The organism is Proteus sp. TSJ240517, assembly GCF_047921575.1.
GTDB lineage: Bacteria > Pseudomonadota > Gammaproteobacteria > Enterobacterales > Enterobacteriaceae > Proteus.
Genome location: NZ_JBLRMH010000001.1, coordinates 592,750 through 619,418, shown reverse-complemented (window position 1 = coordinate 619,418; position 26,669 = coordinate 592,750). Strand labels below are relative to the sequence as shown.

Here is a 26,669-nt window from a genome sequence, read left to right as displayed (position 1 = left end):
TTGCAAATATGGATATATTTTGTAGTTAAACGTATCATATCCTCATTAACACCAGAGGAGATGGGCAATGACGGTATCTACTGAACTAAACCATGAAGAGTATGTAGGCAATGACGTAACAACGGATTTTGATTTTCGATTCCGTATCTTTGAAAGCAGGCATTTGATTGTTGTTGTTGCTGACAACGATGGTAATGAAACTACATTAAAGAATGGTACTGATTACACTATTGTTGGTGCAGGTTCCTATCATGGCGGTAAGGTGGTTTTAAATAAACCTTTAGCTCAAGGCTGGAAGATATTATTAGAACGTGATTTACCCGTTGTACAAGAAACTGACTTACGTAATCAGGGGAAATTCTTTGCAGAAGTACATGAAGATGCTTTTGATTATCTAACAATGTTAATTCAAAAGGCATTGGGTACTTTCTCGTTGAGCCTGCGTAAGCCTACCTATCTATCGAATTACTATGATGCAAAGGGCAATCGTATTGCTAATTTGGCACCGCCTAAGTTGGGTACTGATGCAGTAAATAAAGACTATGTTGATAATAGTATTAAGGACATTGATAGTAAGACATTACGAGTTAAGGATAAGCCTATTAATGCGTTACCAAATACTGAACAACGCGCCAATAAAATTTTAGCGTTTGATGATAATGGTCAGCCAATAACAGTTTTGCCAGAGAGCGGATCGGCTTCGGATGTGTTAATTGAATTAGCTAAGCCTACGGGTGCCGAGTTGATAAATACAAATCGCGGTACATCTGTTCAAGAGCATATAAATGGAGGAATGTTTACAACTAGACAATTAAATATAACAAACTCAGATCAACTAGTTTCTGCACTAAGTGAACATGGTGCGATTATTGTTAATTCTGACGTTATTATTGATAAATATACAATTATTCCATCACATTCTAATGTTATAAATGGCGGTGGATTATTTAGACTAGTTAATAGAGACTCTTGTATTTCAATTCGACCTAACGTTAAGTTTGATTGTGATGTTTCCATTGCATCAGGAGTCAATCTTTTAGTGTCTGCATTTCATATTGATGGAAAAATAGATAATCCGAGATGGTATGTTGCAGATCATGATACTTATATAAAATCTAATGTTAGATCTGATGACATTGATGGAGTATGCTTATTTCTTGATGCTATTTCAGAACTTGGTAAACGGGCATTAATATCAGGATTGCGTGCTGATATAAATTTATACAGAATGAAGACTGGTATTCTAGCAAAAACTGACGGTAGAAAAATCACATCAGGAAATACTTATATAACAAGTAATACAATAAAAATCACAGCAAGTGGAACAAGAACAATTTTAGATGAACGTTATTCTATGAATAATGGAAATAGACCACAAAATGAGGAAATTAGCGGTAATACATATTGGTTAGAGCATCAGCCTTCGATATATGATGAATATAAGTTAATAAACTTAGACGGTAGAATGAATAGATTATATTGTAATCTGTGGGATGTTGAACATGCTGTAAACAATGATGTTATTGTTATTAATGGTGATGATAATTATATAACGGGACAAAATCTACCTACAATAAATAGCAGGTATATTAAAATAAATGGTAAAAGATGTTCTTATTTTGGTCATACATATGGTATTCCAGAGTTTAAATTAAATAGAGTTCATAGTGAACGAGGCGTTAAATTTGGAGTGAATGGAGATTTCAAGGCTGATGGATTAGTTTTTGTTACTCAAAAACAAAATAAAATAACATTAATTAATAATGTTATTTTTTCAAAAAGTATCTATATTGATGAAAGTAGAAGGCCTTTTTATTTCAAATTAAAATCAATAAGTAAAATATCAGATGCTGTTTATAAGTCTGAGTTTAATATTAATAATATTGAATTTCGACATGAGTTAAGTGTAAACACTGGACATGTCGATCATGTTATATACATTCTTATATCAGAACTTCAGGTGCATATTGTTTCAACAATAAATGGGCGAGTAAACTCATCATCTTATGATAGAATATTATATGGTGATATTAACTTTTCATTCTTAATATCTAGTAATATAAATAATTCTGGTTTTAATATGATAAATATATTAAAAGGAGGAACGGATAATATTTAAAACAAAGGCACCTAAATTGGTGCCTTTATTTTCTATTTATTATTTAAGAAATGATTAATAACCATATCCGAACCAAATATAGTCATGTGACTATTATCTGAGTAAATAGGTTCATTATCATTATTTAGAAGTAAACATTTTCCATTTTTACATAATATTTCGTTTGGATCTATAAATGTTACGTTCTCTACATTTGCAAATAGAAATTTTATTTCCTCATTGATGGATAATATTTTTTGATCCATATTTTTGTCGCATGCACTAGTAATTTTCCATATAGGAAGATTATGTCTTGCTAGGCATTCAAAAGTAGCTACTTTGCTATTTTGTGGTCTACCAATGATATAGTAATGTCTATCTTTTCCGCCTATCTTTATGAGTTCCTTTATATCATTAGCTATTACTTCATCAATGTTATCATTTATAATTTTATTAGTATTTCTATTTGTTAATGTATAAGAATTCCATGATTGAGCAAAGATAACATTTGTTTTTGGGAAGTTTTTCATTGCTGAAATAAAGTTATTGTAACGCATTTCACATCTTTCGTTATTGAAATCATCTCGTTTAGAGATCAGGTTGGGTGTTATAAAACAGCCATCCTTAAATATAGCAATAGATTTAATTTTATTTGAATTTAATGAATTCATATATTGTCGCATGAAACTATCACCACTTATGATAAAATCAGGGGTTTCATTTTCGACAATATTAAATTTTTGTATAATGCTACCTTGATTTATTCCAGAACCCCCAAAATATTTTTCATGAAATTGGTCTTTATTAAGTCGATATTTTTCATCAACTCTTTTCCCAATTCCATCAATAGAAATATAATATGATGCACATAATGCCACTACCCAACATAATAGTAATCCATAATGGTAATTTCTTTTTTTCTCTATAATACTATAAACAACAAATGCAAGTAGCAGTGTGGAAATAAAATATGTAAAAATAGAAATGTCCACATCTATTTTTTTCAAGAATACAATGAGAGACCAATGAATTAAATAAATAGAATAAGACCACAATCCAATTTTTTGAAACACAACGTTTGAAAGTAGAGTTTTAGAATTGTTAGCAAGTATACATAAGTAAGCCCCTAATACAGGTAGTAAAGCATTGTAGCTAGGCCATGTATTAGTATCTGAAAAAATAAAAAATGATGTGATAATTAGAATTAACCCTAGTATCTCAATTATTCTTTTTTTGTTCTCTGTTGTTGATAATGGGAATAGAAATGCGATACCACCCAAAAGCATTTCCCATCCTCTAGTGTAAATCATAAAGTAAGAAAGGGTTTTATTTATGGATGAAAAATAAACACAAAAAACAAAACTTATGATAGCAGAAACTACAATAAATTTTTTCAGTGTATTTATTGAAAATAGTTTTGATAAGATAAGCAATATTATTGGATATATTATATAGAATTGCCATTCAACTGATAATGACCATGTATGTAAAAATAGTTTACTAAAGGAATCAGCATCAAAATATCCAGCTTCATTGGCATAAGTAATATTAGATATGAAAAGTAAACTAGAGAATCCGTGTTTACCAACCAATTGATATGTTAGTGGTTCAAAAAATAGATAACCAAGTGCTAATACAATTGATATGACAGTTACTAGTGCTGGAACAATTCGTCTAGCTCTTGCTTTTAAAAAATTCCAGAGAGAGAAATTATTGTTTTCTAATCCTCTAAATATAATTGATGTCATTAGAAAACCGGATATGACAAAAAATACATCAACTCCAGCAAAACCACCAGGGGCTAACTCTGGTTTAAAATGGAAAAACATAACGGACAGAACAGCAATAGCTCTCAATCCATTGATATCAGCTCTAAATTTTTTACTTTGCATATTAGTTATGTGTAGTCTATCAATTAATAAATTTGCGAAATATTATCACTACAAGCCAATTAGATCATTAGTGAAATTATAAACATCTATGTGAGTTATTTATTAACATAAATATAATACAACAGGATTTGTAAGAATAATTTACTTAATTGCAAACCTTTTTGTTACAAAATCGTTATATTTGCAGTGATTTATTTTTTTTGCTGGAACCCCAGCAACTACGGAATTGCTGTCTACATTTTTTGTAACAACAGCTCCAGCCCCTATTTTCACCTCATTTCCAATGATTACATTTTCAATAATTGATACTCCAGGGCCTATATAAACGCCATCGCCTATTGTTGCAGCATTTGATTCGACTGATCCGATAGTTGTGAATTGTGATAGATTTACATTGTTTCCTATGACAGCAGAGGCGTTTATGACGATGCATTTTCCATGGCCTAGATATAATCCATAGCCTAATTTTGTTGCTCTAGGAATATCAATACAAAACTTAGTTGATAGCCTTTTATGTTGGATAATGGCAACTAACTTGAACAATTTGTTTTTAGAATGGCAAGTTCTCAGCCAAAATAAATATTTAAATCCATTATCAAAAAAATATGTTTTCATGAATTTCTTCGATAGAAATTTACTTGTACCAGTGTATCTGAATAAATCGCTCTTAATTAGCTCAGTTACTTGACTCATGTTATCTACCACTATCACTATGAAGAATATGTTTTTAACATCCTATCACTTATGTAAAATTTATAAATAACTAAAACCAATGAGGAAACATACTAAATATTAACTATTTAAATGGTTTTTATATTTTTTATGCATTTTTGTTTATCTATGTGGTTATGTAGTATCATGATTGTTCATTAATCACTGGTACTACACTCATGCAAGAAGATGTCTACACAAAAGCTGGGATCGGCACAACTGCTTTTCTTGGCTATTTCGCAGGGCTTCCAGCAGAAGTTGTTATGGGTTCACTGTTGGGAGCCATCTTCTTTACCACTGCTGCTACTGAATATAGCTTTAAACGTAGATCGGTATTAGCTTTTCTAAGCTTCGTTTGTGGTCTTATATTCTTTAGCCCTGCAGCAACTATCTTTATTTCTGTTACTGGTCTTTTCGGTGTGAAACCGGAGCAATACGAAATCGAACATATCGATGCCGTAGGTGCTTTTGTTTCCGCTTTGCTTGTGGTTAAGTTAAGCGTAAAAGCATACGGAAGGGCTGATATACCGAAACAAGGAGGGCAACAATGAAATGCGAAACATTGCTCACTATTGTTAATGCCATCATCTGTACTGTCATATTTCTGCGTGTATTCTATTTTAAACGTGACGGCAGACAACACTGTAAAAAAGGTGGATGGTTAGCTTTCCTCATTCTTGCTTACTCTTCAAGCGTACCTATTCGCGCTTACTTCGATCCTAATTATCACGCTGATATCTACAACATCTTTGCCAATATCCTGATCTGCACAACGTTGCTGGTCAGTAAAGGCAATGTCATCAAGTTTATAAAGGGGTGAATATGTCATTAGTCGATAAACAGAATATGTTTACAGGTATGGTTGCAAAGCTGATCACCTTTGCTCAGCAGAAGGGATATAAATTGACGTTTGGCGAAGCTTATCGAACACCAGAACAAGCGCAGCTTAATGCAAAGAAAGGATCGGGTATTAGTAACAGTCTGCATACTCAACGTTTAGCAGTTGATTTCAACCTATTTGATGCTAACGGCAAATACCTTACAGCCACCAGCGACTATAAAGAACTGGGCGAGTATTGGGAATCATTGGGTGGAAGTTGGGGCGGGCGTTTTAAAACTCGTCCTGATGGTAATCATTTTTCATTAGAACACAATGGAGTTCGTTAATGAATAAAACCGTCATAGCGCTAATTGCTTTGGCTGTTTCCTTTACCGCTGGCTTTGTTGCTGGCGGTATTTATTTTGATAACCAAGCAATGAGTAAACAGATTTCTGGTAATCAATTAGATGAAAAGGATGTGGCCACAAATATTGATCTGCGTAAACACGCAGACAATGAACAGCAGAATAGGTTGGAGATATACCATGACGCACAACAGCATGATACGATACGCACAGATGCTTTACTTGATCGTGTTCTTAATCACTTTGACAGGGTGCAGTTCTCAACCAGTACCACGCAAACAGAAGTTGCAAGTACCGATAACGCCAATACCTGCCGAGTTGAGAAAGCCAAAGCCAGTGAACTTTCTCGACAACTACGAGAAACACTTGAACGATATGGGCGTGAAGCTCAGCGTGCAGATGAAAATACCAGAACACTCAACCTTTGTATTTCAGAGCTGGAAGCAAAGGAAAAACTCCTCAATTCTTACCGATGAAAAAATAGACAGATTTTATAATGACGGTATCGGCGACGGTGTTAGTGATATCTAATTTAGATATAATTTATATTTATCAGTAAGTTATATTGCTAGAATATAATCGAGTGGGAATAAAATACCGTTTATCAGTAATCGTTGATAAAGGTTAAAAAACCAAGAGCCATCAGTAAGTTACTGGTGGCTTTTTTGTTTAGATTGAGAATTGATGGTTAAAAAACTACAGTTCGTATACAAAGAATAGCATTAAAATCTAGCTTATTAAGCCATTTGACTATTTTAAAATTTGTTATTATTGAAATTTGTTTTTTATGAATAGCATATTTTTATAATACTGAGGATTTTTAATGCGAAACATTCTATTTATATTAATAATAATTGCTTCTTTTGGTGCTAATGCTTCTAATTGGCAATATTCTGAGAAAAAAGATGAATTAAGAGATACATCTTTTTATTTCTCTGGTAATTTATCTAGCAATATAAATAAGTTGGGTTTTCCTTATGAAGAAAACCAACTGAGAATAATTTTAAGAAAACATCTAGATACACAATATGTACTTCTTGAAATGATAAATGGACAATTTTATTGTGGTGAATTAACTGAATATGAGAATTGCCAGTTTTCAATTAAATTTGATAATAATGAAATATTGAGCAAGGAGTATCTTCCTCAACAAGGAGGAGACAATATTGTTTTTGTTTTTGAACCCAAGGTCTTTTTTGAACAACTAAAAAATGCAAATAAAGCAATTATTGAACTAAATGCGTATCAAGGTGGTAAGGTTCAATATAAATTTGACTTATCAGGGTTTGATATAGAAAAATCACATTTCCAATAATATAAATAGATAAGAATAGTTTTCATGACGAATGCTATTCTTAATGTTTTAAATAAATCATTAAACCCCAATACCAATAACCTTTTTTAATTCTTTTTTAATATCCTCTTCAAACCATATACTATTATCGACGATAATGGCATGCTCGGTTTTATCCACGAGAACAATTTCAGTTTCAATATTCCGCTTATTTAATAATGCTTGTACATGTTGTAAATTACGGTGTTTATTAGTAAACCAATTTTTATTAATGGTGAGTAAATTAATAATGTCGGTATATCCGCATTCTAGCCATTGTTTCAAATTAAGTAATGCGATTTTGTTTTCTTTAGAAAAAGTGGGGCGAAGAAGATAGAACTGACTATCAGCAGTTTGGGTATCATAGATATCTTGTAGAAAATCCTCGACACTTTCTCCACTACCAACGATATCAATTTTACCTGTAGAGGTATTCACTAAATAGGCATTTACACCGACATAACAATGCTCTAGTTGATTATAAATAACATAACGTTCAGAGTTGCAACGGATTATCCAAAAATCTTGTTTCGGCGATAACTCACAAAAATAAATAGCAAACCGTTTATCACAAAGTGATGAGTGACAGTGATTAAGAACGATATCTTGTGCTTGTTGTGAGGTGATCATTTCAGTTATAGACCAATTAATTACACATGAAAAAATAAAAATTAGCCAAGTTTGTATTGGTGTATGTCTGTGTTATAACCATAGAATATTAGAACTAAGATGTAAATTAGCGAAAAAGTAACAATAAGGAGATAAGGACATCATGCATAATGAGATTTTAAAAAAACTCCCGCAGATAGAGCAAGAGTATCAAGTCAAACTACTCTATGTTGCTGAAAGTGGTAGTCGAGCTTGGGGATTTGCCTCAACAGATAGTGATTATGATGTGCGAGGTATTTTTATACGGCCTCGCAATGCTTATCTTTCTATTGATAAACCTAAAGAAACCTTCGAATGGATAGAAAATAGTTGGTTTGATGTAGGCGCTTGGGATATTACCAAAGCTCTATACTTATTACGCAAATCGAATTGTATATTATTAGAGTGGCTCCAATCGCCAATAATTTATCAACAATATCCTAATGTTCAAAAAGAGTTATTTGAGCTTGCAGAACTCTATTATCAACCAAAAGTGATTGTTCATCATTACAGAGGAATTGCTAAAGTTGTGAGTGAATATTGTCCTGAAAATAACGCTAAAAATGAGATTAGTGCAGAGCCAATAAAATTAAAAAAATGGTTCTATATGTTACGCTCTCTTTTATCCGCTTATTGGACAGTGAAAACGAGTAACATTCCGCCTATGGAATTAGATAAGCTGATAAAAATTTTAACTATCGAAGAACAAAAAGTCATCAAAGAACTAGTAGAATTTAAATCAGATAAAGATGAACATTTTACTTGGGTTCCAACAGATGCAATGCAACATCTAGTGATCTTTTTATGGCAAGAGACAAATGTTCAATTAACCAAGAGAACAGTACCCGATAATAATATTTTAAATAATTGGTTTAGGAGAAAATTAGATGAAACTGACTATTGAAGATATAAAACCTTACCTTTTATTTGAAAGTATTGCTGGAAGTCGTTCACATAATCTTGCAACGGAAACATCAGATACAGATATTAAAGGTGTCTTTTATCTTCCTAAAGATCTTTTTTATGGGTTGGAATACACACCACAAGTAAGTAATGAAACCAATGATATAGTCTATTATGAACTTGGACGATTTATAGAACTATTGTGTGCATCTAATCCTAATATTTTAGAGTTACTTAATTCACCCGAACAGATGGTTATTTATCGACATCCTTTAATGTCATTGATAAAACCAGAATGGTTTTTGTCTAAAACTTGTGTTCAAACATTTGTGCGCTATGCACAAGGGCAGATTAAGAAAGCTCAGGGACTAAACAAAAAAATAGTAAATCCGGTCGAAAAAAAATTAAAAACTATTCTTGATTTTTGTTATGTCATTGAAGATGGAAAAACAACATTAATCAATACTTGGTTAGAAAATCGACGTTGGAAACAAGAGAATGTTGGGTTAGCAAAACTTACTCATGCTCAAGATATTTATGCAATTTATTATGATGATAAAGTGCCTTATCAAGGAATAATAAAAAAAGAAAATGCTAATGATGTATTGCTAAGTAGTATTTCTAAAACAGCAAAACTAGAAGGTTATCTTAGCTTTAATAAAGAAGGTTATAGTGCATATCGCAAGCAATATCATGAATATTGGCAGTGGGTTGAGCAACGTAATGATGTTCGTTACCAACAAAACATCGATCATGGCAGAAGTTATGATAGCAAGAATATGATGCATACCTTTAGATTACTCTATATTGCATTAGGGATTGCACAAGAAGGTAAAGTGAAGGTTTGGTGTGATAACAGAGATGAATTATTAGCAATTAAGGCAGGTCAGTTTAGTTATAATGAATTATTAGAGCGCAGTGAAATTCTTATTAAGACTATTAAGAGAGCATTTCAATTAAGCCTGTTGCCTGAAAAAATTGAGCCTTCAATTGCAGAAGTTGCTCTTATAAATATAAGAAAAGAGCTTTATAACTAATAGAAAAATAAACTAGCCTAGAAAACTAATATCCCTTACGTAATGTAAGGGATATGCTATTTTAAATATTTTAAGTATACAAACTAAATGTAAAAATATTTATTAAATAGCGTTGATATATAAAAATATTAATTAGTTGCAAGATACTCTGGGTAAGCATCTGTTAACTTCATATATATACGCTTGTGCTCTGCGTTCTTTCTAAAATCCTGTTTTAAACAGATTTTAGCTGTATTTTTTAACTCAGCAGGCATATTTTCTGCGTTTGCAGAGGCAATAATGGAAAAACGCACTTTCTTTTTAGACCGACTCAAATTATAAGGTAAACCTAAAATACGTCTTGCGACTCTGTTTGTTTTCACAACTCACTCCTTTTTGCATGTAATTTAGAGAAAGCCTATTTATTATAGCAGAGAATAAAAAGAATAAGATATTGGTAACCTTATTAATTTAGCATTAAAGGCTATTCTGCCTATATTTTCCCTTTTTTTAAAAATATTCAGATTAATAAAATAAATATTTTTATATTCGAAATTTAATTAAGTATCTAGATTATCATCAGTTGAAATTAAAATATTTACACTTATAAAGTGTATTTAAAACACTTGTCATGATTAAAAATAAGAAATTTAGCTTAATATTAACATCAAGTTATTTGTCTCATAATTGAGATGATATAAGATGCTTTAATTTACAATTAATTATCATTTTTTTGAAAAAGAGAATTAGAAAAGAGATCTCGTTAAAAATTTAACGTTATTTTAATTCAAGGAGGTATAGATCCAATTAAGATAACCTTTAAAACCATTTTCAATCGGTATTATAATTACTTCAGGAGTATCATAAGGGTGTATTTCGATAAGAGTATCAATTAAGTTTTGCTGTTTACTTTTTTCGGATTTTATCATCATAAGTATTTCATTATCTTCAACAATTTCATTGTTCCAATGATAAATAGACTTTACGTGAGGTATTAAATTCACACAAGCAGCAAGTTTTGCATTGATGAGGTGGTGAGCAATTTCATTAGCGATTGTTTCATTTGGTGCGGTTGAGTATGCAATTATCATTGTTTTTCCTTTTAAAATTAATTCGATCTTTCATAGCAACAATAAGGTTTGGTGATTTTAATTTTATCAAAATAAAACTTTTTAAAACTTAAAGCTAATATTTTTATTTTTAGCGAAATAAAACAGTTTTTTCAAAAAAAACTTTCTCGATATGAAATGTTTACGGCATTATTAAGGGCTTTTTACGTATTATAAGGTTCTTGTAGTAAAGAAAAATATCAGGGTGCCGATATTATTATTAGATTAATGAAATCTATCTATTTGTGTTATAAGGCTTAATTTTGCTAAAGGCATTTTTACCTTCAATAATATCTCTAATATAAAATAAACTAATTAGTCATAAGATTTATAAAAATTTGTGGGGTTTAAAATGGATAATAATTCGCTAAAAAACGCGAGTTTATTTGATAATGATCCCGTTCTCTATGCTGCGTGGCTTTACTATCAAGACGGACTCAGCCAAAGTGAAGTTGCAAATATTATGGGTGTTTCTCGAGTCACCGTCGTGAAATATTTGCATCTAGCTAGAGAAAAAGGATTCGTAAATATTAACTTGGATTCATCAGTATTTTCTACGATTGATTATGCCATCAGAATAAAAGCAAAATTCGATCTTAATAATGTGCTTATTTTACCTGATGAAGAAAAAAATAAATCGCAACACACTTTAAATATGAATAGAGAAAGATTAGCGAAAGCAGGAGCAATGTATCTTTCTCAGATAATTAATGACGATGATATTTTAGGTGTTGCTTGGGGACGAACAATTTATAAATTGGGTAATTATCTTCCACCCAAGTCATTAAAAAATATCACCGTACTACAAATGATAGGTGCAGTAGCGCCACAGCCTGATTTTAAAACAACAGAAGCAGCCGCGTTAATCGCAAACAAGTTGTCAGGGTGCAGTATTAATTTACATGTGCCTGCGGTGGTTTCTAGTGCGCGTCTAGCAATGGAACTTCAAGCTGAACCTATTATTAGGCGTAATTTTTCAGCGCTAAATCAGTGTAATAAAGCCCTTTTTGTTGTGGGTAATACATTAGATGATAATCCTTTGGTTACAACGGGGGTTTTAACGAGCAGTGAGATGGCTCAATATCGTGATTTGGGTGCTGTTGGCGTAATTTGTGGACGTTTTTATGATGCGCAAGGCAATCCTCTGGTTTCTGATATTGACCTTAGAATAATGGGAATAAGCCTTGCTCAGTTAAGACAAATAACACAGAGACTTTTTATTGCTGGTGGTGTGGAAAATATTCAGGCAACAATAGGGGCGATAAAAGGAGGTTACGCCACTGATATTGTGATTGATGAAGTCACAGCGCTGGCATTATTAGAGCTAGACAATTAGTAATAAAATCCTCGTGAAAGCGAGGATTTGTTGGCAAACCACTATTTAAGCTTTACTTATTTCTGATAAAAATAAAGTATTTGAAGCATTTGTTTTGATCAGTCTATTTTGTAAAGCTTACATATAAAGAAAAAGATAAAAATGATAAGTTGTTAACATTTTTATCTTTTTTTATATGAGCCTCTTGCCTTAAATACTTATATCATTCATTATATAAAAAATTATATAACGATAGTCGGGATCACCACTTTTATGAAACGCCAATTTCTTGCTGGTTTAGGACTAGCATTAGGATTAATTTGCCATAATACATTTGCAGCAGAGCTTCATCTTTATGCAGGCGCTGGATTAAAACAACCAGTAGAGCAAGTTGTGAGTGTATTTGAAAAAGAGACAGGAAATAAAGTTACTATTGAATATGGCGGTTCAGGTCAAATACTAACACGCTTTAATTTAACTAAGCAGGGGGATTTATTTTTTCCCGGTTCACAAGATTACGTGGAAAAGTTAAATAAAGAAGGACAAGTAGTTAATCAATATTCTATTGTTCGCCATATTCCAGTTATTGCTGTGCGTAAAGATAAAGTGGGTGATATTAAAACACTAGAAGATCTTGCGAATAGTTCATTAAAACTAGGTATGGGTGATGCTAAAGCTATCGCATTAGGAAAAAGTGGCGAGCAACTTATTGATGCATCAGGTCAAGGCGATAAACTACGTGATAAAGTTGTTGTACGCACTGCAACCATTAAACAATTGCTTATGTATTTACTCAATGGGGAAGTGGATGCCGCCATTATTGGGTATGCAGATGCAATGAAAAATCAAGATAAACTCGTTTTGCTTCCAGTTCCTGAAGGTAGCCCAGAAGAAGTGGCAACACTTGCTGTTTTAAAAACATCAGCAAATCCGAAAGAAGCACAATTACTTGCTGATTATTTTACTCGTGCTGAAGGGATAAAGGCTTTTACTGATTATGGTTTTCTTCCTGTAATTTCGAAACCATAGATTTTTTCTCACATAAATTGTGTTTTTTCGCCACCAACTCACTGGTGGCTTTTTTCATTATTACAGCAAAATAAATATCTATCTTAAAAAGGAAATAACGTGTTTCGATGGGCATTAATTCCACTTTTTTTATTGTTATTTCTGATCTTAGGATCGCTAATTGCATTGATATGCCAACTTTCTTATGTTGAATTGAGGCAAGTTATTACCGATCCTGAATTCCATTTTGCTATTGGCATGTCGCTCAGTACAGCGTTAACTTCTTTATGTCTAGCAATTATCCTAGGTGTACCTGCCGCATGGGCAATGGCAAGAATTCCTTTTAAAGGACATCGTTTTATTGATGCGTTATTAGATTTGCCTTTGGTTACTCCTCCATTAGTTATTGGTATCGGATTATTATTATTGTTAGGAAATCAGGGCCCTTTAACAGGCGTTTTTCCTGAATTATCTCGCTCTCTTTTTTCACCATTGGGTATTATTATTGCTCAAACTTATGTCGCAAGCGCGATTATTATGAGAAATAGTCTCTCTGCTTTTAAGTCTGTCGATCCTGCTTATATTCAAACGGCACAAAATTTAGGATTAACGCCAACAAAAACATTTTTCTTGATTGAAATACCACTGTGTTGGCCAGCTTTAATGAGTGGAAGCATCATTGCATTTTCTAGAGCTTTAGGTGAATTTGGCGCAACGTTAATGTTAGCTGGTGCAACAAGGTTAAAAACAGAAACGTTGCCTATGGCAATTTATTTAAATATTGCCAGCGGAGACTTTACTCTGGCAATAGGTTGTGCGCTTGTTCTTATCGCTATCGCGATTACTTTGTTATTTGCATTACATCGTTTACAGCGAGAAAGGAAAAGATCATGTTAGAAATTCGTTCATTAACAACGGGTATATTAAAAGATATTTCGTTGGACGTAGAAAAAGGAACATGTTTAGGAATAAGTGGTACATCTGGAAGTGGTAAAACAACGCTTTTAAATGCGATTGCTGGATATACTTCATACACTGGTGATATCTACCTTGCAGATAAAAATATAAATGAACAACCAGTATGGTTACGCTCTTGTCGATATTTAAATCAACGGCTTTATTTATTTCCGTTTATGACTGTGACACAAAATTTATGGTTAGCACAATATGGTGCAAAACAGAAACGAAGCAAGGAGAGAGAAAAGGCGATATTAGAGCAAATGGGAATTGCACATCTCGCTACACGTTATCCTCATCAAATTTCAGGAGGGGAGCAACAACGCGTTGCATTGGCAAGAGCGCTTATTAGCCAACCCAAACTGTTACTACTGGACGAACCTTTTTCGAGTTTGGATTGGGAAACACGTTATCAGCTTTGGGATTTAATTGATTCCTTAAAATCTAAGGAAATAACGATGATCATGGTTACTCATGAGCCTCGTGAAATCAGAGCGCTAGCAGATAAAACGGTTTTATTGTCTAAAGGACAAGTTGTTACTGAAAATTCTATACTATGAAATTGTTGCTTTGCTTATTGATTACCAAGCCATTACTGACCAATGGATAATACGCCCCATAATTTTTACAGAATCAGTTTCTGCTGATTCATCAGGAAATTCGTCTTTATTATAACTACGTATAATCAATTTACCGCCCGGTTGACGATAGAGCAGTTTTATTCTAAACAAGGCATCTTGTTCGATAGCATAAATGCCACCATCAACAATACGTGTGTTACCTGTATCGACAGTGACTGTTGAGCCATTGGGAATAACAGGTGACATACTATCGCCATAAACAGAAAAGCAAATAACGTTTTGAGAAGATGCGCCATAACGGCGTAATGTGCTTTTTGAAAATCTCAATTTATATCCATTATGATCTTCGTTAGTACAACAACCGTCACCCGCCGCGAGTTCGATACTTTTAAAATAGGGAATTTCCACTTCATCGGCACCTAAAGGGGTATTACTGTCCCATTCACTCACCGGTTGCCATTCATTCTCTGGTGGAATTTCAGAAGTTGCATTGGGTTGTTCTTCACCTTCGAGTAGCCAAGCCAAATCACAATTTAATGCTTTTGCTAATTCAGGTAAAAAACGGGGGCGTTTAGTTTTACCACTTTCTAGCTGTTCTATGGATTGCTGTGTCGTACTCGCTAAAGTAGCAAGTTCTGATTGTGTTAAACCTAACGCAATGCGTTTATCTTTGGTACGTTTCGCAATAGACATTAGTGACTCCTAATACGTGTCCTTACATATTCAAGTACAAAGAGTATATCGTAAAAAGAAAACAAATTAAATTGTATTTTATCTTAATTATAAAACTAGGAATAGATTAGTTACTTAATTTTGAAAACGTCGTCTGCACTATCTGGTGGGGTGAGGTAAGGGTTTTCATCAGTAACTTCAGGATCTCTCAAGACTTCTCCACAGAAAATAATAAGGTCAGGTCTTTTTTGTTTTAAGTAGTTAAGTCGTGTTGTGCATTCATCTTTAGTATAAATTGTTTCTGTAACAGGAACTGCATCACAAGAATCATTTCCACAAGGACTTACCAACAACACATAACCGACCAGCATGAGCTGTGAAGTAAACATAAAATATCCTTTTAACTATTCATGTTTGGTCATCAAAATCAGACCGCTAGATTACCTATTTGTTGATAAAAAAGCAGTTTCTATTTGTCTTAAATAGCATTAATGATGCAAAAAAGTGTATGCGATCACAATTTTTCTAGTGTTTATTTGTGTTTTTTTGCAATGTGTTATAAGCAAATGACCTAAATATTAGGCAATAATACGCTGTGATATATTGTGAAAACAAATAGAATTGTTTTTTAGTCTACTTAATTGTTGTAATATTGTTATTTGTAATATTAAATTGATATTTCTCATGAGATATTAGTTTAAATGATGCTTGTTAATTAGATAAATTAAGGCAAAAAGTATTATATTTAGCAAATATTAAAGTAGTTTCGACAATAAATAGAGAATAATTTTATTCTAATGTTATCGAAAAAATATTAATACTCAATATTATTAATATTTGCTCCTAATTATATTCTTAAAAAGAAAGCAAAAAGCTAAAGTAGAGATGTTTTTTCTTTATTTATTGATTATAAAGGGTAAATATATAAGATATTTTCATTATGTAACGAGTCGGTTTCTTGTGCAAATTAGAATTACTCTTTTTATGATATGCTGCAAAACTAATTTAGTTTCATTTAATCTCTATCTGAAAATAGTGAATGATATAAAAATATGCCTAAACTTACTTTTATCACGTATAATTTATTGGTAGGAAAGGTAAGTTATCTCTCTTTATTGAATTAATTTTAAATAATGCATTTACTGTCTTATATCTTAATATAGGAAATATTTTATATAAGATTTCTTTTAGTTAAAATAACTTTTATGGTGATGGCGAATTATGTTAAAGAAAATTGTGGGTTCTCTGTTTTTAATATTTACAGTTATGGTGTTATCAGCTTGTGGTGATAAAACAGATGATCCAGGGCAGGCTGCCGTTGCATTCGTTGAAGCAATTGCAGAAGGAAATGGAGATAAAGCAGTATCATTAATCCACTTAGGCGAAATGGAAAAAGATCCAAGAGCAGAGCAATTTAATAGCAAGTTTAAGATGATTGTTGCGGAAACAGGGAAACAAGTTAAAGAGCAGGGTGGTTTAAGCAAGGTTGAAATTGTTAGTGTTGAATATAGCGAAGATAAAAAGAGCGCAATAGTGACATTAAAAACTGTCTTAAAAGATGGTGTAGAAAAAACAAAAGCACAAGAAATGATTAATGTTGATGGTAAATGGAAAGTTGCTTTCAAGTGATTGTTCGCATATTTAATATTGTAGCTTTATTCTTAGCGGGTGCATTTTATGCACTCGCTTTGCCTCATGACTTAAAAAATGGTGATTTAGTCTTTCGGGATGGGGATGAAGTTATTAGTGAGATAATTAAACAAGTTGATAAAAGTGGGTTCAGCCACGTAGGTATGCTGTGGATCTCTGATTACGGTGTTCAAGTGATCCATTCTACACCCAGTGAACATAGCAATATAAAAGATGGCGTTACTGTGGGATAGTCTTGAATTTTTCATTAGTCGAGCAAAGCCGAATTCAGTTCGTTTTTACCAAGTGAAAGGAAGTGAAGAAGCTAGAAATATTGCGGTGCAAACTGCATTAGAACGAGTTGGTGAAAAATTTAGTATTTACCCAGGACAGGGTGTTTATTGCACTGAGCTAGTTGCTGCTGCATGGTTAAGAGCTGGGGTTTCTATTTCCACGGGTAGTCGAAAATTAGATATGCCATTTATTTCAGATAATCCACTTATTTTTCCTGAAAATCTGATTAACTCTGAAAATATTTTTCCATATCCACAGTGATATTTATCTTTAAGTTATTTCAAGCGTAAGATTAATTAGAAAAAATACAAAGAAAAATGTATATTAATTGTCTAGCTCTTTTGGAAAGTTATAGGTAATATCTGTCTAAATTTATTTTCCTCTCTCTTTTGATTATTTAGGTCGTTGTTATGTAATACACATTAAGGCACTGAAGGAATAGTGCAATACAGAAAAATTAACTTACTGAATTTCTTTTTAAATTTGGTAGGACTTCTGTTACTTGATGAGTATTAAATAATGAATAATCAATCACAAAAATATGATAGAACTTATCACTATCCTTTTTCACCAGGCACAACAAACGACGATCGTATAAATGCACAATGGTGGCAGGATATTTGCAAGATAAAACAACTTATCCATACAGAAAAACTGGATGGAGAAAATAATTGCCTGAATAAAATGGGTGTTTTTGCACGCTCGCATGCAACCCCAACACAATCAGCGTGGACATCTCAATTGCGTCAACGTTGGCAATTGATGAAAAATGATTTAGGTGAGTTAGATATTTTCGGCGAGAATCTATATGCCATTCATTCTATTGAATATGCACACCTAGAAGAATATTTTTATGTGTTTGCGGTTCGTTATAAAGATAAATGGCTAAGTTGGGAAGAAGTGCAGTTTTATGCTTCTCTGTTTGATCTTCCAACTGTGCCAGAAATTAAACTGCCTAAATGTCAGGATAAAACTGATTTTGAAAATATGATTGTTTCACAAGCGAAACAGGCAAGTTTCTTTCAATCACATGATGTTTTAACGCAAAAACCAAGCCCAATGGAAGGTATTGTTACACGAGATGCACAATCATTTTCTTTAGATGATTTTTCACATCGTGTTTTTAAATATGTTAGAAAAGATCACGTTAAAACAGATGTTCATTGGAAAAAAAATTGGCGACGAGCCTCTTTAATTTGGGAAAAAACACAGGAGTCTCAATGATGCTTCATAAGAAATTACACACTGAAATGTCATGGGAACATCTCTGTGGATTGTATGACGAAATTAGTGATATGGCTGGTGTTATGCAAGATCCTATTCATCATGCAGAAGGTGATGTGGCGATACATACACAAAGAGTAATCAATTCAGTTAAATCATTGCCAGAATATAAGACTTTAACTGAAAGAGAACAGCAAATTTTATGGATCTCGGCACTACTTCATGATGTGGAAAAACGATCTACAACACGCGAAGAAGAGGGGCGTATTGTTTCACCGGGTCATGCACGTAAAGGGGAATTAACAACACGTCTTTTTCTGTATGAAAAAGTACCTTTAAGCTTTGCTGATAGAGAGCAGATCGCGGCTTTAGTTCGCTTTCATGGGCTGCCGTTGTGGGTGATGGATAAGCCTGATCCTAAAAAAGCGCTGCTTGCTGCATCATTAAGAGTAGATTGCTATTTGTTGGCATTATTAGCTAAAGCTGATGTTTTAGGGCGAGATTGTGAAGATAAACAAGCCCTTTTTGATAAAATTGTGTTATTTGCGCTTTATTGTGAAGAGCTAAATTGTTGGCGTAAGGTTGCTCCATTTCCTTCAGATGATGCTCGCTTTCACTATTTTTATACAGAAAATAGTACGGATTGCAATTATGAGCCTTACCCTGAAAAAGGAAGTGAAGTTACGGTGTTATGTGGATTACCAGGTATGGGAAAAGATACTTTTATTCGCCAACATTGTGCAGATCTTCCGATTGTGAGTTTAGATGATCTCCGTCGTCAGCATAATATTAAGCCTGATAACAGAGATGCTAATGGTTGGATAGTACAGCAAGCAAAAGAACAAGCCCGTCTTTATTTACGAGAGCATAAACCTTTTGTTTGGAATGCCACCAATATTACAAGAAAAATGCGAGATCAACTTATCTCTTTGTTTTATCGTTATAATGCGAAAATTAGATTGGTTTATATTGAAGTCCCTTATGTGCAGTGGCAGAGGCAAAATAATGCAAGAAACGAAGCCGTGCCAGTTAAAGTAATGGAACGCATGTTGAGTAAATTGGAAGTACCAACACCAGAAGAAGCGCATGAAGTGATTTATTGGATTGAAGGGCAATCTCAGACCATACTTTAATTATCCGATTATTTCGGCGAAATGATAAGTCGGTTATAAAGTAAAGTGAGGGTTACTTATTTTTATAAGTAACCCTTTTTACTTATTGAGTAGGATTAATTTGCAGGTAAAACAACGTACTAAATTTATTTTTTAACGTGATGGATAATATCGAAATAGGTATTACGATCATCAGCATTTGGATAAATACGATAGGTATACTCATCATTTTTAACCGTGATATTTTCTACATCTCGGGTGAATAATGTTTTACCCTCAGTATCTTTGGCAACTAAGGTACGTATTTTGCCATCATCTGACATTGACCAATCACCTTGCATTTTCTGTTTACCTTCCGGTGTAAACATAATAAAAGTGCCATTAGGATAATACTCAGCAAGTCCAAAATAGTTGCTGACTTGAGGATTATCGGCCGCAGTTTTATTTCCTTTTTCATCGATAGCATCAGTCGTTATCCAAACTTTTTCTATCATGACTTTCTCATAGTCATTCAGTTCTTTTTGAGCCTGAATAACTCCTTGAGTTTGAATATTGGCAGTTGATGTCGAACTCTCTGCGGCAAAAAGAGAAAAACTAGCGCTTAATAATGAGATTGCGATAAGTGATTTTATTTTCATTAATATATCCTTATTTTACGTTGTACTTCTTGTCTATGAACACTGATGTTTTTCCTGTTAGTAATAAAGTTAGGCATGAAACGAGGTAAGTACCAGAAAAGAAGTATGTCAGAATGTTTCTGATGAAAAGGTTGTTTTACAAAAACAGCTAGAATTAAATCACTTTAACTGCGTTGTTTTCGGTGTTAAGTATCAATAATTTTTGTTTTTAGGATTTATTATCCGATTAAAAGATGTTCAACAATATAAATAATTATTATAAACAATGGATAAAACGTATAGAAAGCCTTCCTTATTTACAAAATTAGATCAAAGCTTGACCAATCGATGTGCAATATAGACAAAGATAAATAGCCAGCTCTCTGTAAAAATGGTGCATAAAATGAAAGATTGAAATAAATAATCAATATTCTATTTATGAAAAGGGTGTTGTAAACGTATTGAATGATATCTCGATCACAAAAATGAAAAGACAAAAATAGAAGATGTTTTAAGCATTACTTTTGCATTACTTAAGTGATTTATGTTCTTTGGTAAAAGGGTATCGTTTTCTTTGGTATTTAATGATTAGAATTTCTTTATGGTAAATGCGTTTTAAAAACCCGCGATGATAAAAATAATTAATGCATTGCTCGATTCAATTAGATTGTATTTTATTTAAGCATTATTACGGATATTTTACAGAAATATAAAATTATTTTTCTGTAATGCCTTATTTATAAAAGTGAATTTTATTTTTATATTTAATTTTTTAATTTTATCTCCCGTATAAAAATAAAAAATAATATTAAATTTATTTATGGTAAATAGATTTGAATGACGTTATATGTTGATTCGTTTTTTCTGAAAAATAAATAAATTCCAAATTTATTTATTAAATAATCTTACGATTATCATTGTTTATTTCTGTTTCTTTTTGTTTTTTATTTTTGTATTTCTGCTTTTTTTTGCTTTTAATAAATAACATATGATTGTAATCACAATCCTATAACAACTAATAAACTAAAGTTGTTGCCATAGAGGTAACATTAAATGAAAGCAGAACGTCATAAAAAAATAATTAATCTGATTAAAGGTAATGGTGCAGTAAAAGTTTCTGTTTTGGCCAAAGAACTTGATGTTACCAAAGAAACAATACGATCAGATTTAAATACACTAGCAGAAAAAGGAATTATAAAAAGATGCCATGGTGGTGCTTTTATAGAATTTGAGACATTAGATAAAGTCGCTAAGAAAGAAATTATACAATTTCTAGAATGTAATGATCAAATTGATAAAAACGATTTAGCAAACAAGACTGCAATAAATAAGGTGTGCGTACTGGGCTCATTTAATGTTGATATGATTAGTTATCTTCCTAGATTGCCAGAAGCCGGGGAATCCTTATTATCGAATAAATTTATCTTCTCACCAGGAGGTAAAGGCTGTAACCAAGCATTGGCGGCGAGTTATGCTGATGTACAAGTACATTTTATTACGAAGATAGGTACTGATCAATTTAGTGATTATGCAGTTAATTTTATATCGTCATCAAGAATAAAAACGTCAACGATATATCAAACTGAAAATTATCAAACAGGAACAGCGTCTATTTTTGTATCGGAGGAGAGTGGAGAGAATATTATTTCTATTTACTCGGGTTCTAATATGGATATTTCTGCTGATGAAGTAAAAATACAGAAAGATAAAATTATTGACGCGGATATAATTTTAATTCAATTAGAAACGAATATTGAAGCATTAAAAGAAATTATTGCTATTGGAAACGAAAATAATATTCCTATTATTCTTAACCCAGCACCTTATAACAAAATAGTTAATGAATTACTTCCAATGATAGATGTTTTAACACCTAATGAAACGGAAGCAAGTTTATTATCTGGGATAGAAGTACTTGATTTAGAATCTGCAAAAAATGCTGCAGTTTCTATTTATCAGCAAGGCGTAAATAAGGTGGTTATTACGCTGGGTAGTAAAGGTTCGTTAGCTTATGACGGATATAAGTATATTTATTCGCCGGCATATCCGGCAGTTGTAAAAAATACAGCAGGGGCAGGTGATGCTTTTAATGGAGCACTCGCTGCCTCATTGGCAAAAGGAAAGCAGTTTTCTTATGCGTTACGCTATGCATCAGCTTTTTCATCATTAGCTGTTGAGACGAGTAATGCTTCAGAAATGCCTGAAGATATTAATGTCATGCATCGCATCAATCAAACAACATATTCACAGATTGTCACCCAATCCCCTGAATAAATAATCTTTTTTGAAAGAGGAATAAAAATGAAAATCTTATTTATTGGTGAGTCATGGCACATTCATATGATCCACTCCAAAGGCTACGACAGTTTCACTTCCAGCAAATATGAAGAAGGTTCAACGTTCTTATTAAGTTGCTTAAGAGAAAAGGGTGTTGAAGTTGATTATATGCCAGCTCATACCGTTCAGGTTGCATTCCCTCAAACGGCTGAAGCATTAGCTAAATACGATGTCATTGTTATTAGTGATATTGGTGCAAATACGTTCCTTCTGCAAAACGATACTTTCTATAACATGAAAGTTATCCCTAACGCATTAGGGTTAATTAAAGAGTTTGTGGTTAATGGCGGTGGTTTATTAATGATTGGTGGTTACTTGTCATTTATGGGTATTGAAGCTAAAGCAAACTACAAAAATACATTACTTGCAGAAGTTCTGCCTGTTGAAATGCTGGATGGCGACGATCGTGTTGAAGCGCCAGAAGGTGTATTTGCAAGTGCGGTTAATGCAGAGCATGCATCCGTAAAAGGTTTTGGTGAATGGCCAATGTTCCTTGGCTATAACAAAGTTTCAGCTAAAGAGAATACAGAAACTGTATTAAATATTGGCGAAGATCCATTACTGGTATTTGGTCAGTTTGAAAAAGGAAAAACAGGCTGCTTTATGAGTGACTGTTCTCCTCACTGGGGAAGTAAAGAATTTTTAGCATGGCCGCATTATGCCGATATGTGGGTCAACATTCTTAAACAAATCGCTCGTTAATTTGAATTAAGAATAACTGTCATAAAAAGTAAAAAAGCGCAGAGTTGCCGCTCTGCGCTAATAAAAAACCGATTACTTGAAAAATAAAAAAAGAAATCACTCATAGCCAATAATCCAAAAGGAACATCTTATGAGTACAAAAAATTTATCAACACCATTGCTGATGTTAGCAACTGTGTTAGCAGGTATGCTATCACCAATGCAGTCTGCGGTGAATGGGCAGTTAGGGCATGTTTTAAAAGATGGTAACGCCAGTGCAGTTATCTCTTTTGCCAGTGGTTTAGTGGTGATGTTTTTTATCATTATGTCGAAAAAACAGTATCGCCAGCAATTTGCTTCAATCCCTAGTTTAATTAAAACGCGCAAAATTCCATTATGGAACTGGTTTGCGGGTCTTTGTGGTGCAATGGTTGTTTTCTCTGAAGGGGCTTCTGCGAGTGCATTAGGGATTGCAACATTCCAAACAGCATTAATTTCAGCACTTTTATTATCAGGCTTGTTATGTGACCGCTTTGGTGTTGGTGTTGATGAGAAAAAATATTTCACACCATATCGTGTATTAGGAGCTGTGTTAGCTGTTGTTGCGACTTTATTTGTAGTTTCTCCGCAATGGCACTCAACCTCATTTATTTATTTAGCAATCTTACCTTTCCTTGCGGGTTTATTAGCCGGTTGGCAGCCAGCAGGTAACTCAAAAGTTGCAGAAGCAACAGGTTCTATGATGGTGTCTATCACTTGGAACTTTATTGTTGGCTTCACTGTTTTAACGATTGCTCTCATTGTTCGTATGGCATTAGGTCATATCACTCTTGAATTACCAGGTACTTGGTGGATGTATTTAGGTGGTCCTTTAGGGCTTATGTCTATCGCATTAATGGCTATTTTAGTACGTGGTTTAGGCTTACTGATGTTAGGTGTTGCTTCAACAGCGGGTCAATTGTTAGGTTCTGTATTAATTGACTTGTTATTACCTTCATTGGGCAATACCGTTTATTTAGTGACAATCATCGGTACATTATTTGCGTTAGTGGGTGCAATTGTAACAACAATTCCTGAATTCAGAGCGACTAAGTCAGCAAAAGCGTAGGAGTATCGTAATGAAAGGTTATATTCAAACCGTAACTGGCCCCGTGAAAAAAGAAGATATGGGGCTAACATTGCCCCATGAACACCTCTTTAATGATCTCTCAGGTGTTGTTGATGAACCTTTTTATGAATTCTCGCATGTGTTAGTTGATAAAAAAGTGAGTGCAGATATTCAGTGGGGACTTAAATACGATCCATATTGTTGTTGCGATAATATGGATAAAAAACCAATCGAAGATGTTATTTTTGAATTAAATAACTTCAAAGAGTTAGGTGGAAGAACAATTGTTGATGCAACAGGCTCTTCATCCATTGGACGTGATATTAGAAAACTAAGACAAGTTGCAGAAATAACAGGTATTAATGTTGTAGCTTCTTCAGGACTTTATATTGAAAAGTTTGAAGGAGAACGGCTGGCTGATGATATTGATGCAATGGCAAAAATCATTGATGATGAATTGAATGTAGGTATTGATGGTACTGATATTCGTGCAGGTATGATTGGTGAAATTGGTGTTTCTCCATTCTTTACAGATGGTGAGAAAAATAGCCTACGTGCCGCCGCTATTGCACAAAACAGTAATCCTCATGCTTCGATGAATATTCATATGCCAGGTTGGCAACGTCGTGGTGATGAAGTTTTAGATATTCTATTAACAGAAATGGGATGTAATCCCGCTAAGATTTCATTGGCACATTCTGATCCATCAGGTAAAGATATTGATTATCAATGCAAAATGTTAGATCGCGGTGTTTGGCTTGAATTTGATATGATTGGTCTGGATATCTCTTTCCCTAAAGAGGGTGCGGCACCAAGTGTTATGGATACCGTAGAAGCTGTCGCAACTTTAATTGAACGAGGTTATGGTAGCCAAATTGTATTAAGCCATGATGTGTTTTTAAAACAGATGTGGGCGAAAAATGGGGGGAATGGCTGGGGATTTGTTCCTAATGTATTCCTTTCATTATTGGCTCAACGTGGCATTGATAAATCTATTATCAAAAAATTATGTGTTGAGAATCCAGCCAATTTGTTGGCTTAAATCTGAAGTGAATAAATAACAATAAATATACCCCTTGAAGTAAATTTAGCGGCATCTTAATAAGGTGCCGCTTTTTTATGTCTCAAGGAAACGAAGACAAATTTAAGCATTAACGTAAATGATAATTTTCAATATAACGTAATGAGTGTGTTGAACCATTAATTACTAAAGAATGTGTTTGTAGATATTGAGCTTGTTGATTAACACCAGATAAGAAATCACCTTTGGTAATCGCGGTTGCGGCAAACATAACATCTTGGTTACGTACTAATGTGTCTAATGACAATTTAATATTTACATCAGTACCCATTTTATGACAACGAGCAATTTCAGAAACGGCATATTCTCTATTTTCTGCACTATTTCCTTTTGCAATATCACGAGTAATTAAACGTGCTTGCATATCACCACCTAATGCCTTAGCGATAGCTGCACTAATTACGCCTTCAGGTGCTCCACCAATACCATACATAACATCAATACTGTTATTAGGCATTGTGGCATATAAAGAGGCTAGAACATCACCATCAGGTAGTGTAATAACATTAATACCTTTAGCGCGTAGATCGTTAATAATATCGTGGTGACGCGGTTTATCTAAAATAGCGAGAGTTAACTGCTCAATAGATTTATTTAATGTTTGTGCAATCGCATCAAGGTTATATTCAAGGCAATGGTTAAGATCAATCACACCAGCAGCTTGCTTACCCACAATTAATTTTTCCATATACATGTCGGGAGCTTGTAAAAAACTGCCTTCAAAGCCTGCGGCTAAAATGGCTAGGGAATTATTTTCACCCGTAGCGACCATGCGAGTACCGTCAATTGGATCAACCGCGATTTCTATTTTATCGCCTTTCCCATTACCTACTTTTTCGCCAATATAGAGCATAGGTGCTTCATCTATTTCACCTTCACCAATGACTATTTCACCATTGATATTCAGGTTATTCAAACGTTCACGCATAGCACTGACAGCAGCATCATCTGCTGCATTTTTATTTTGTTTTCCAATCCAAGGCATTGCTGCAATAGCTGCGGCTTCTGTTACAGAAGCGATAGCATTAGTTAATTCGTCATTTAATTTCATATTATGAGTGTGTTTTGCGATATAAATGGAAGATTAAGATAGGTTGCCGATCATACCTTTTTTTCGAAATTATGTGCTAGGTTTAAATCAAGAGTTCTCGAAATAGG

At 33.3% G+C, this 26,669-nt stretch carries 30 protein-coding genes; 21 read left to right on the top strand and 9 right to left on the bottom strand.

Annotated features, from left to right (window positions below; genetic code table 11):
* The first annotated feature begins 67 nt into the window (after window positions 1-67).
* Complete coding sequence (locus ACNARN_RS02915) at window positions 68-2,119, top strand: hypothetical protein (RefSeq protein ID WP_416304114.1); 2,052 nt, start codon at window positions 68-70, stop codon at window positions 2,117-2,119.
* Window positions 2,120-2,151: 32 nt separating this feature from the next.
* Here ACNARN_RS02915 and ACNARN_RS02910 read toward each other — a convergent pair whose 3' ends face one another.
* Both ACNARN_RS02910 and ACNARN_RS02905 read right to left on the bottom strand, forming a co-directional pair.
* Window positions 2,152-3,990, bottom strand: coding sequence for an acyltransferase family protein (locus ACNARN_RS02910; RefSeq protein ID WP_368887801.1), 1,839 nt, complete (start codon window positions 3,988-3,990; stop codon window positions 2,152-2,154).
* A gap of 141 nt (window positions 3,991-4,131) precedes the next feature.
* The gene (locus ACNARN_RS02905) at window positions 4,132-4,683 is read right to left on the bottom strand and encodes a serine O-acetyltransferase (RefSeq protein ID WP_198619895.1); all 552 of its coding nucleotides are present in this window, start codon (window positions 4,681-4,683) and stop codon (window positions 4,132-4,134) included.
* 197 nt (window positions 4,684-4,880) lie between these two features.
* Between ACNARN_RS02905 and ACNARN_RS02900 the strand changes: the two genes are divergently transcribed.
* The 5 genes from ACNARN_RS02900 to ACNARN_RS02880 all read left to right on the top strand — a co-directional run bounded on the left by ACNARN_RS02900 (window position 4,881) and on the right by ACNARN_RS02880 (window position 7,201).
* Complete coding sequence (locus ACNARN_RS02900) at window positions 4,881-5,252, top strand: putative holin (protein WP_020945795.1); 372 nt, start codon at window positions 4,881-4,883, stop codon at window positions 5,250-5,252.
* Window positions 5,249-5,521, top strand: a complete 273-nt coding sequence (locus ACNARN_RS02895; RefSeq protein WP_004243326.1) for a phage holin family protein — start codon at window positions 5,249-5,251, stop codon at window positions 5,519-5,521. The genes ACNARN_RS02900 and ACNARN_RS02895 overlap by 4 nt, the downstream gene beginning before the upstream one ends.
* 2 nt (window positions 5,522-5,523) lie before the next feature.
* Window positions 5,524-5,868 (top strand): M15 family metallopeptidase, encoded by a 345-nt coding sequence (locus tag ACNARN_RS02890; RefSeq protein WP_416304113.1) that lies wholly within the window; start codon window positions 5,524-5,526, stop codon window positions 5,866-5,868.
* On the top strand, window positions 5,868-6,362 hold the full coding sequence (locus ACNARN_RS02885) for a hypothetical protein (protein WP_416304112.1): 495 nt from the start codon (window positions 5,868-5,870) through the stop codon (window positions 6,360-6,362). The genes ACNARN_RS02890 and ACNARN_RS02885 overlap by 1 nt, the downstream gene beginning before the upstream one ends.
* Window positions 6,363-6,709: 347 nt before the next feature.
* Window positions 6,710-7,201, top strand: coding sequence for a hypothetical protein (locus ACNARN_RS02880; protein WP_416304111.1), 492 nt, complete (start codon window positions 6,710-6,712; stop codon window positions 7,199-7,201).
* 60 nt (window positions 7,202-7,261) lie between these two features.
* Here ACNARN_RS02880 and ACNARN_RS02875 read toward each other — a convergent pair whose 3' ends face one another.
* Window positions 7,262-7,849 (bottom strand): hypothetical protein, encoded by a 588-nt coding sequence (locus ACNARN_RS02875; protein ID WP_416304110.1) that lies wholly within the window; start codon window positions 7,847-7,849, stop codon window positions 7,262-7,264.
* Window positions 7,850-7,991: 142 nt separating this feature from the next.
* On the opposite strand from ACNARN_RS02875, the gene ACNARN_RS02870 reads away from it, so the two are divergent.
* Together ACNARN_RS02870 and ACNARN_RS02865 are read left to right on the top strand one after the other, a co-directional pair.
* Window positions 7,992-8,771: a DNA polymerase beta superfamily protein gene (locus tag ACNARN_RS02870; RefSeq protein WP_416304109.1), complete on the top strand. Its 780-nt coding sequence runs from the start codon at window positions 7,992-7,994 to the stop codon at window positions 8,769-8,771.
* Complete coding sequence (locus ACNARN_RS02865; protein ID WP_368887797.1) at window positions 8,755-9,807, top strand: DNA polymerase beta superfamily protein; 1,053 nt, start codon at window positions 8,755-8,757, stop codon at window positions 9,805-9,807. Before ACNARN_RS02870 ends, ACNARN_RS02865 begins: the two co-directional genes overlap by 17 nt.
* A gap of 128 nt (window positions 9,808-9,935) precedes the next feature.
* Here the strand turns inward: ACNARN_RS02865 and sra are convergent, their stop codons facing one another.
* Together sra and cutA are read right to left on the bottom strand one after the other, a co-directional pair.
* Window positions 9,936-10,169, bottom strand: coding sequence for a stationary-phase-induced ribosome-associated protein (sra, locus tag ACNARN_RS02860; RefSeq protein WP_109373597.1), 234 nt, complete (start codon window positions 10,167-10,169; stop codon window positions 9,936-9,938).
* Between the two features lie 399 nt (window positions 10,170-10,568).
* The gene (gene cutA / locus ACNARN_RS02855; protein WP_198619902.1) at window positions 10,569-10,877 is read right to left on the bottom strand and encodes a divalent-cation tolerance protein CutA; all 309 of its coding nucleotides are present in this window, start codon (window positions 10,875-10,877) and stop codon (window positions 10,569-10,571) included.
* Window positions 10,878-11,247: 370 nt separating this feature from the next.
* On the opposite strand from cutA, the gene ACNARN_RS02850 reads away from it, so the two are divergent.
* The 4 genes from ACNARN_RS02850 to ACNARN_RS02835 all read left to right on the top strand — a co-directional run bounded on the left by ACNARN_RS02850 (window position 11,248) and on the right by ACNARN_RS02835 (window position 14,735).
* Window positions 11,248-12,231, top strand: a complete 984-nt coding sequence (locus tag ACNARN_RS02850; protein ID WP_099075600.1) for a sugar-binding transcriptional regulator — start codon at window positions 11,248-11,250, stop codon at window positions 12,229-12,231.
* 252 nt (window positions 12,232-12,483) lie between these two features.
* Window positions 12,484-13,239, top strand: coding sequence for a molybdate ABC transporter substrate-binding protein (gene modA / locus ACNARN_RS02845; RefSeq protein WP_196532527.1), 756 nt, complete (start codon window positions 12,484-12,486; stop codon window positions 13,237-13,239).
* 99 nt (window positions 13,240-13,338) lie between these two features.
* Window positions 13,339-14,115: an ABC transporter permease gene (locus tag ACNARN_RS02840; protein ID WP_109401741.1), complete on the top strand. Its 777-nt coding sequence runs from the start codon at window positions 13,339-13,341 to the stop codon at window positions 14,113-14,115.
* Window positions 14,109-14,735, top strand: a complete 627-nt coding sequence (locus tag ACNARN_RS02835; RefSeq protein ID WP_160230432.1) for an ABC transporter ATP-binding protein — start codon at window positions 14,109-14,111, stop codon at window positions 14,733-14,735. The genes ACNARN_RS02840 and ACNARN_RS02835 overlap by 7 nt, the downstream gene beginning before the upstream one ends.
* 21 nt (window positions 14,736-14,756) lie before the next feature.
* Here the strand turns inward: ACNARN_RS02835 and ACNARN_RS02830 are convergent, their stop codons facing one another.
* Complete coding sequence (locus ACNARN_RS02830) at window positions 14,757-15,449, bottom strand: XRE family transcriptional regulator (RefSeq protein ID WP_109373592.1); 693 nt, start codon at window positions 15,447-15,449, stop codon at window positions 14,757-14,759.
* 110 nt (window positions 15,450-15,559) lie between these two features.
* Window positions 15,560-15,817: a hypothetical protein gene (locus ACNARN_RS02825; protein ID WP_006532995.1), complete on the bottom strand. Its 258-nt coding sequence runs from the start codon at window positions 15,815-15,817 to the stop codon at window positions 15,560-15,562.
* A gap of 832 nt (window positions 15,818-16,649) precedes the next feature.
* Between ACNARN_RS02825 and ACNARN_RS02820 the strand changes: the two genes are divergently transcribed.
* The 5 genes from ACNARN_RS02820 (at window position 16,650) to ACNARN_RS02800 (ending at window position 19,708) form a co-directional block, all read left to right on the top strand.
* Window positions 16,650-17,057: a DUF4878 domain-containing protein gene (locus ACNARN_RS02820; protein ID WP_196532529.1), complete on the top strand. Its 408-nt coding sequence runs from the start codon at window positions 16,650-16,652 to the stop codon at window positions 17,055-17,057.
* Window positions 17,036-17,311: a hypothetical protein gene (locus ACNARN_RS02815; RefSeq protein WP_416304108.1), complete on the top strand. Its 276-nt coding sequence runs from the start codon at window positions 17,036-17,038 to the stop codon at window positions 17,309-17,311. The genes ACNARN_RS02820 and ACNARN_RS02815 overlap by 22 nt, the downstream gene beginning before the upstream one ends.
* The gene (locus tag ACNARN_RS02810) at window positions 17,292-17,612 is read left to right on the top strand and encodes a hypothetical protein (RefSeq protein WP_416304107.1); all 321 of its coding nucleotides are present in this window, start codon (window positions 17,292-17,294) and stop codon (window positions 17,610-17,612) included. The genes ACNARN_RS02815 and ACNARN_RS02810 overlap by 20 nt, the downstream gene beginning before the upstream one ends.
* Before the next feature lie 258 nt (window positions 17,613-17,870).
* On the top strand, window positions 17,871-18,575 hold the full coding sequence (locus ACNARN_RS02805) for an RNA ligase family protein (protein ID WP_198619904.1): 705 nt from the start codon (window positions 17,871-17,873) through the stop codon (window positions 18,573-18,575).
* Entirely contained in the window at window positions 18,572-19,708 is a 1,137-nt protein-coding gene (locus ACNARN_RS02800; RefSeq protein ID WP_198619905.1) for an AAA family ATPase, read from the top strand. The genes ACNARN_RS02805 and ACNARN_RS02800 overlap by 4 nt, the downstream gene beginning before the upstream one ends.
* Before the next feature lie 125 nt (window positions 19,709-19,833).
* Here ACNARN_RS02800 and ACNARN_RS02795 read toward each other — a convergent pair whose 3' ends face one another.
* A complete protein-coding gene (locus ACNARN_RS02795) occupies window positions 19,834-20,325 on the bottom strand; it encodes a DUF4822 domain-containing protein (RefSeq protein WP_160230430.1) in 492 nt (163 codons plus the stop codon).
* 1,032 nt (window positions 20,326-21,357) lie between these two features.
* Between ACNARN_RS02795 and ACNARN_RS02790 the strand changes: the two genes are divergently transcribed.
* From ACNARN_RS02790 to ACNARN_RS02775, 4 genes are all read left to right on the top strand, one after another.
* On the top strand, window positions 21,358-22,578 hold the full coding sequence (locus ACNARN_RS02790; protein ID WP_416304106.1) for a PfkB family carbohydrate kinase: 1,221 nt from the start codon (window positions 21,358-21,360) through the stop codon (window positions 22,576-22,578).
* A 27-nt stretch (window positions 22,579-22,605) separates the two neighbouring features.
* Window positions 22,606-23,343: a glutamine amidotransferase gene (locus tag ACNARN_RS02785; protein ID WP_006532984.1), complete on the top strand. Its 738-nt coding sequence runs from the start codon at window positions 22,606-22,608 to the stop codon at window positions 23,341-23,343.
* 130 nt (window positions 23,344-23,473) lie between these two features.
* Window positions 23,474-24,430, top strand: a complete 957-nt coding sequence (locus ACNARN_RS02780; RefSeq protein ID WP_075674018.1) for a DMT family transporter — start codon at window positions 23,474-23,476, stop codon at window positions 24,428-24,430.
* Window positions 24,431-24,440: 10 nt separating this feature from the next.
* A complete protein-coding gene (locus tag ACNARN_RS02775; RefSeq protein ID WP_075674019.1) occupies window positions 24,441-25,472 on the top strand; it encodes a methylphosphonate esterase in 1,032 nt (343 codons plus the stop codon).
* 109 nt (window positions 25,473-25,581) lie between these two features.
* Here the strand turns inward: ACNARN_RS02775 and glpX are convergent, their stop codons facing one another.
* The gene (glpX, locus tag ACNARN_RS02770) at window positions 25,582-26,562 is read right to left on the bottom strand and encodes a class II fructose-bisphosphatase (RefSeq protein ID WP_160230428.1); all 981 of its coding nucleotides are present in this window, start codon (window positions 26,560-26,562) and stop codon (window positions 25,582-25,584) included.
* Between the last annotated feature and the right edge of the window lie 107 nt (window positions 26,563-26,669).

Excerpts from the sequence above, each read along its gene's own strand:
- ACNARN_RS02915 (WP_416304114.1), top strand. The coding sequence starts at position 68 with ATGACGGTATCTACTGAACTAAACCATGAAGAGTATGTAGGCAATGAC.
- ACNARN_RS02910 (WP_368887801.1), bottom strand. The coding sequence starts at position 3,990 with ATGCAAAGTAAAAAATTTAGAGCTGATATCAATGGATTGAGAGCTATT.
- ACNARN_RS02905 (WP_198619895.1), bottom strand. The coding sequence starts at position 4,683 with ATGAGTCAAGTAACTGAGCTAATTAAGAGCGATTTATTCAGATACACT.
- ACNARN_RS02900 (WP_020945795.1), top strand. The coding sequence starts at position 4,881 with ATGCAAGAAGATGTCTACACAAAAGCTGGGATCGGCACAACTGCTTTT.
- ACNARN_RS02895 (WP_004243326.1), top strand. The coding sequence starts at position 5,249 with ATGAAATGCGAAACATTGCTCACTATTGTTAATGCCATCATCTGTACT.
- ACNARN_RS02890 (WP_416304113.1), top strand. The coding sequence starts at position 5,524 with ATGTCATTAGTCGATAAACAGAATATGTTTACAGGTATGGTTGCAAAG.
- ACNARN_RS02885 (WP_416304112.1), top strand. The coding sequence starts at position 5,868 with ATGAATAAAACCGTCATAGCGCTAATTGCTTTGGCTGTTTCCTTTACC.
- ACNARN_RS02880 (WP_416304111.1), top strand. The coding sequence starts at position 6,710 with ATGCGAAACATTCTATTTATATTAATAATAATTGCTTCTTTTGGTGCT.
- ACNARN_RS02875 (WP_416304110.1), bottom strand. The coding sequence starts at position 7,849 with ATGATCACCTCACAACAAGCACAAGATATCGTTCTTAATCACTGTCAC.
- ACNARN_RS02870 (WP_416304109.1), top strand. The coding sequence starts at position 7,992 with ATGCATAATGAGATTTTAAAAAAACTCCCGCAGATAGAGCAAGAGTAT.
- ACNARN_RS02865 (WP_368887797.1), top strand. The coding sequence starts at position 8,755 with ATGAAACTGACTATTGAAGATATAAAACCTTACCTTTTATTTGAAAGT.
- cutA (WP_198619902.1), bottom strand. The coding sequence starts at position 10,877 with ATGATAATTGCATACTCAACCGCACCAAATGAAACAATCGCTAATGAA.
- ACNARN_RS02850 (WP_099075600.1), top strand. The coding sequence starts at position 11,248 with ATGGATAATAATTCGCTAAAAAACGCGAGTTTATTTGATAATGATCCC.
- modA (WP_196532527.1), top strand. The coding sequence starts at position 12,484 with ATGAAACGCCAATTTCTTGCTGGTTTAGGACTAGCATTAGGATTAATT.
- ACNARN_RS02835 (WP_160230432.1), top strand. The coding sequence starts at position 14,109 with ATGTTAGAAATTCGTTCATTAACAACGGGTATATTAAAAGATATTTCG.
- ACNARN_RS02830 (WP_109373592.1), bottom strand. The coding sequence starts at position 15,449 with ATGTCTATTGCGAAACGTACCAAAGATAAACGCATTGCGTTAGGTTTA.
- ACNARN_RS02825 (WP_006532995.1), bottom strand. The coding sequence starts at position 15,817 with ATGTTTACTTCACAGCTCATGCTGGTCGGTTATGTGTTGTTGGTAAGT.
- ACNARN_RS02820 (WP_196532529.1), top strand. The coding sequence starts at position 16,650 with ATGTTAAAGAAAATTGTGGGTTCTCTGTTTTTAATATTTACAGTTATG.
- ACNARN_RS02815 (WP_416304108.1), top strand. The coding sequence starts at position 17,036 with ATGGAAAGTTGCTTTCAAGTGATTGTTCGCATATTTAATATTGTAGCT.
- ACNARN_RS02810 (WP_416304107.1), top strand. The coding sequence starts at position 17,292 with ATGGCGTTACTGTGGGATAGTCTTGAATTTTTCATTAGTCGAGCAAAG.
- ACNARN_RS02805 (WP_198619904.1), top strand. The coding sequence starts at position 17,871 with ATGAATAATCAATCACAAAAATATGATAGAACTTATCACTATCCTTTT.
- ACNARN_RS02800 (WP_198619905.1), top strand. The coding sequence starts at position 18,572 with ATGATGCTTCATAAGAAATTACACACTGAAATGTCATGGGAACATCTC.
- ACNARN_RS02795 (WP_160230430.1), bottom strand. The coding sequence starts at position 20,325 with ATGAAAATAAAATCACTTATCGCAATCTCATTATTAAGCGCTAGTTTT.
- ACNARN_RS02790 (WP_416304106.1), top strand. The coding sequence starts at position 21,358 with ATGAAAGCAGAACGTCATAAAAAAATAATTAATCTGATTAAAGGTAAT.
- ACNARN_RS02785 (WP_006532984.1), top strand. The coding sequence starts at position 22,606 with ATGAAAATCTTATTTATTGGTGAGTCATGGCACATTCATATGATCCAC.
- ACNARN_RS02780 (WP_075674018.1), top strand. The coding sequence starts at position 23,474 with ATGAGTACAAAAAATTTATCAACACCATTGCTGATGTTAGCAACTGTG.
- ACNARN_RS02775 (WP_075674019.1), top strand. The coding sequence starts at position 24,441 with ATGAAAGGTTATATTCAAACCGTAACTGGCCCCGTGAAAAAAGAAGAT.
- glpX (WP_160230428.1), bottom strand. The coding sequence starts at position 26,562 with ATGAAATTAAATGACGAATTAACTAATGCTATCGCTTCTGTAACAGAA.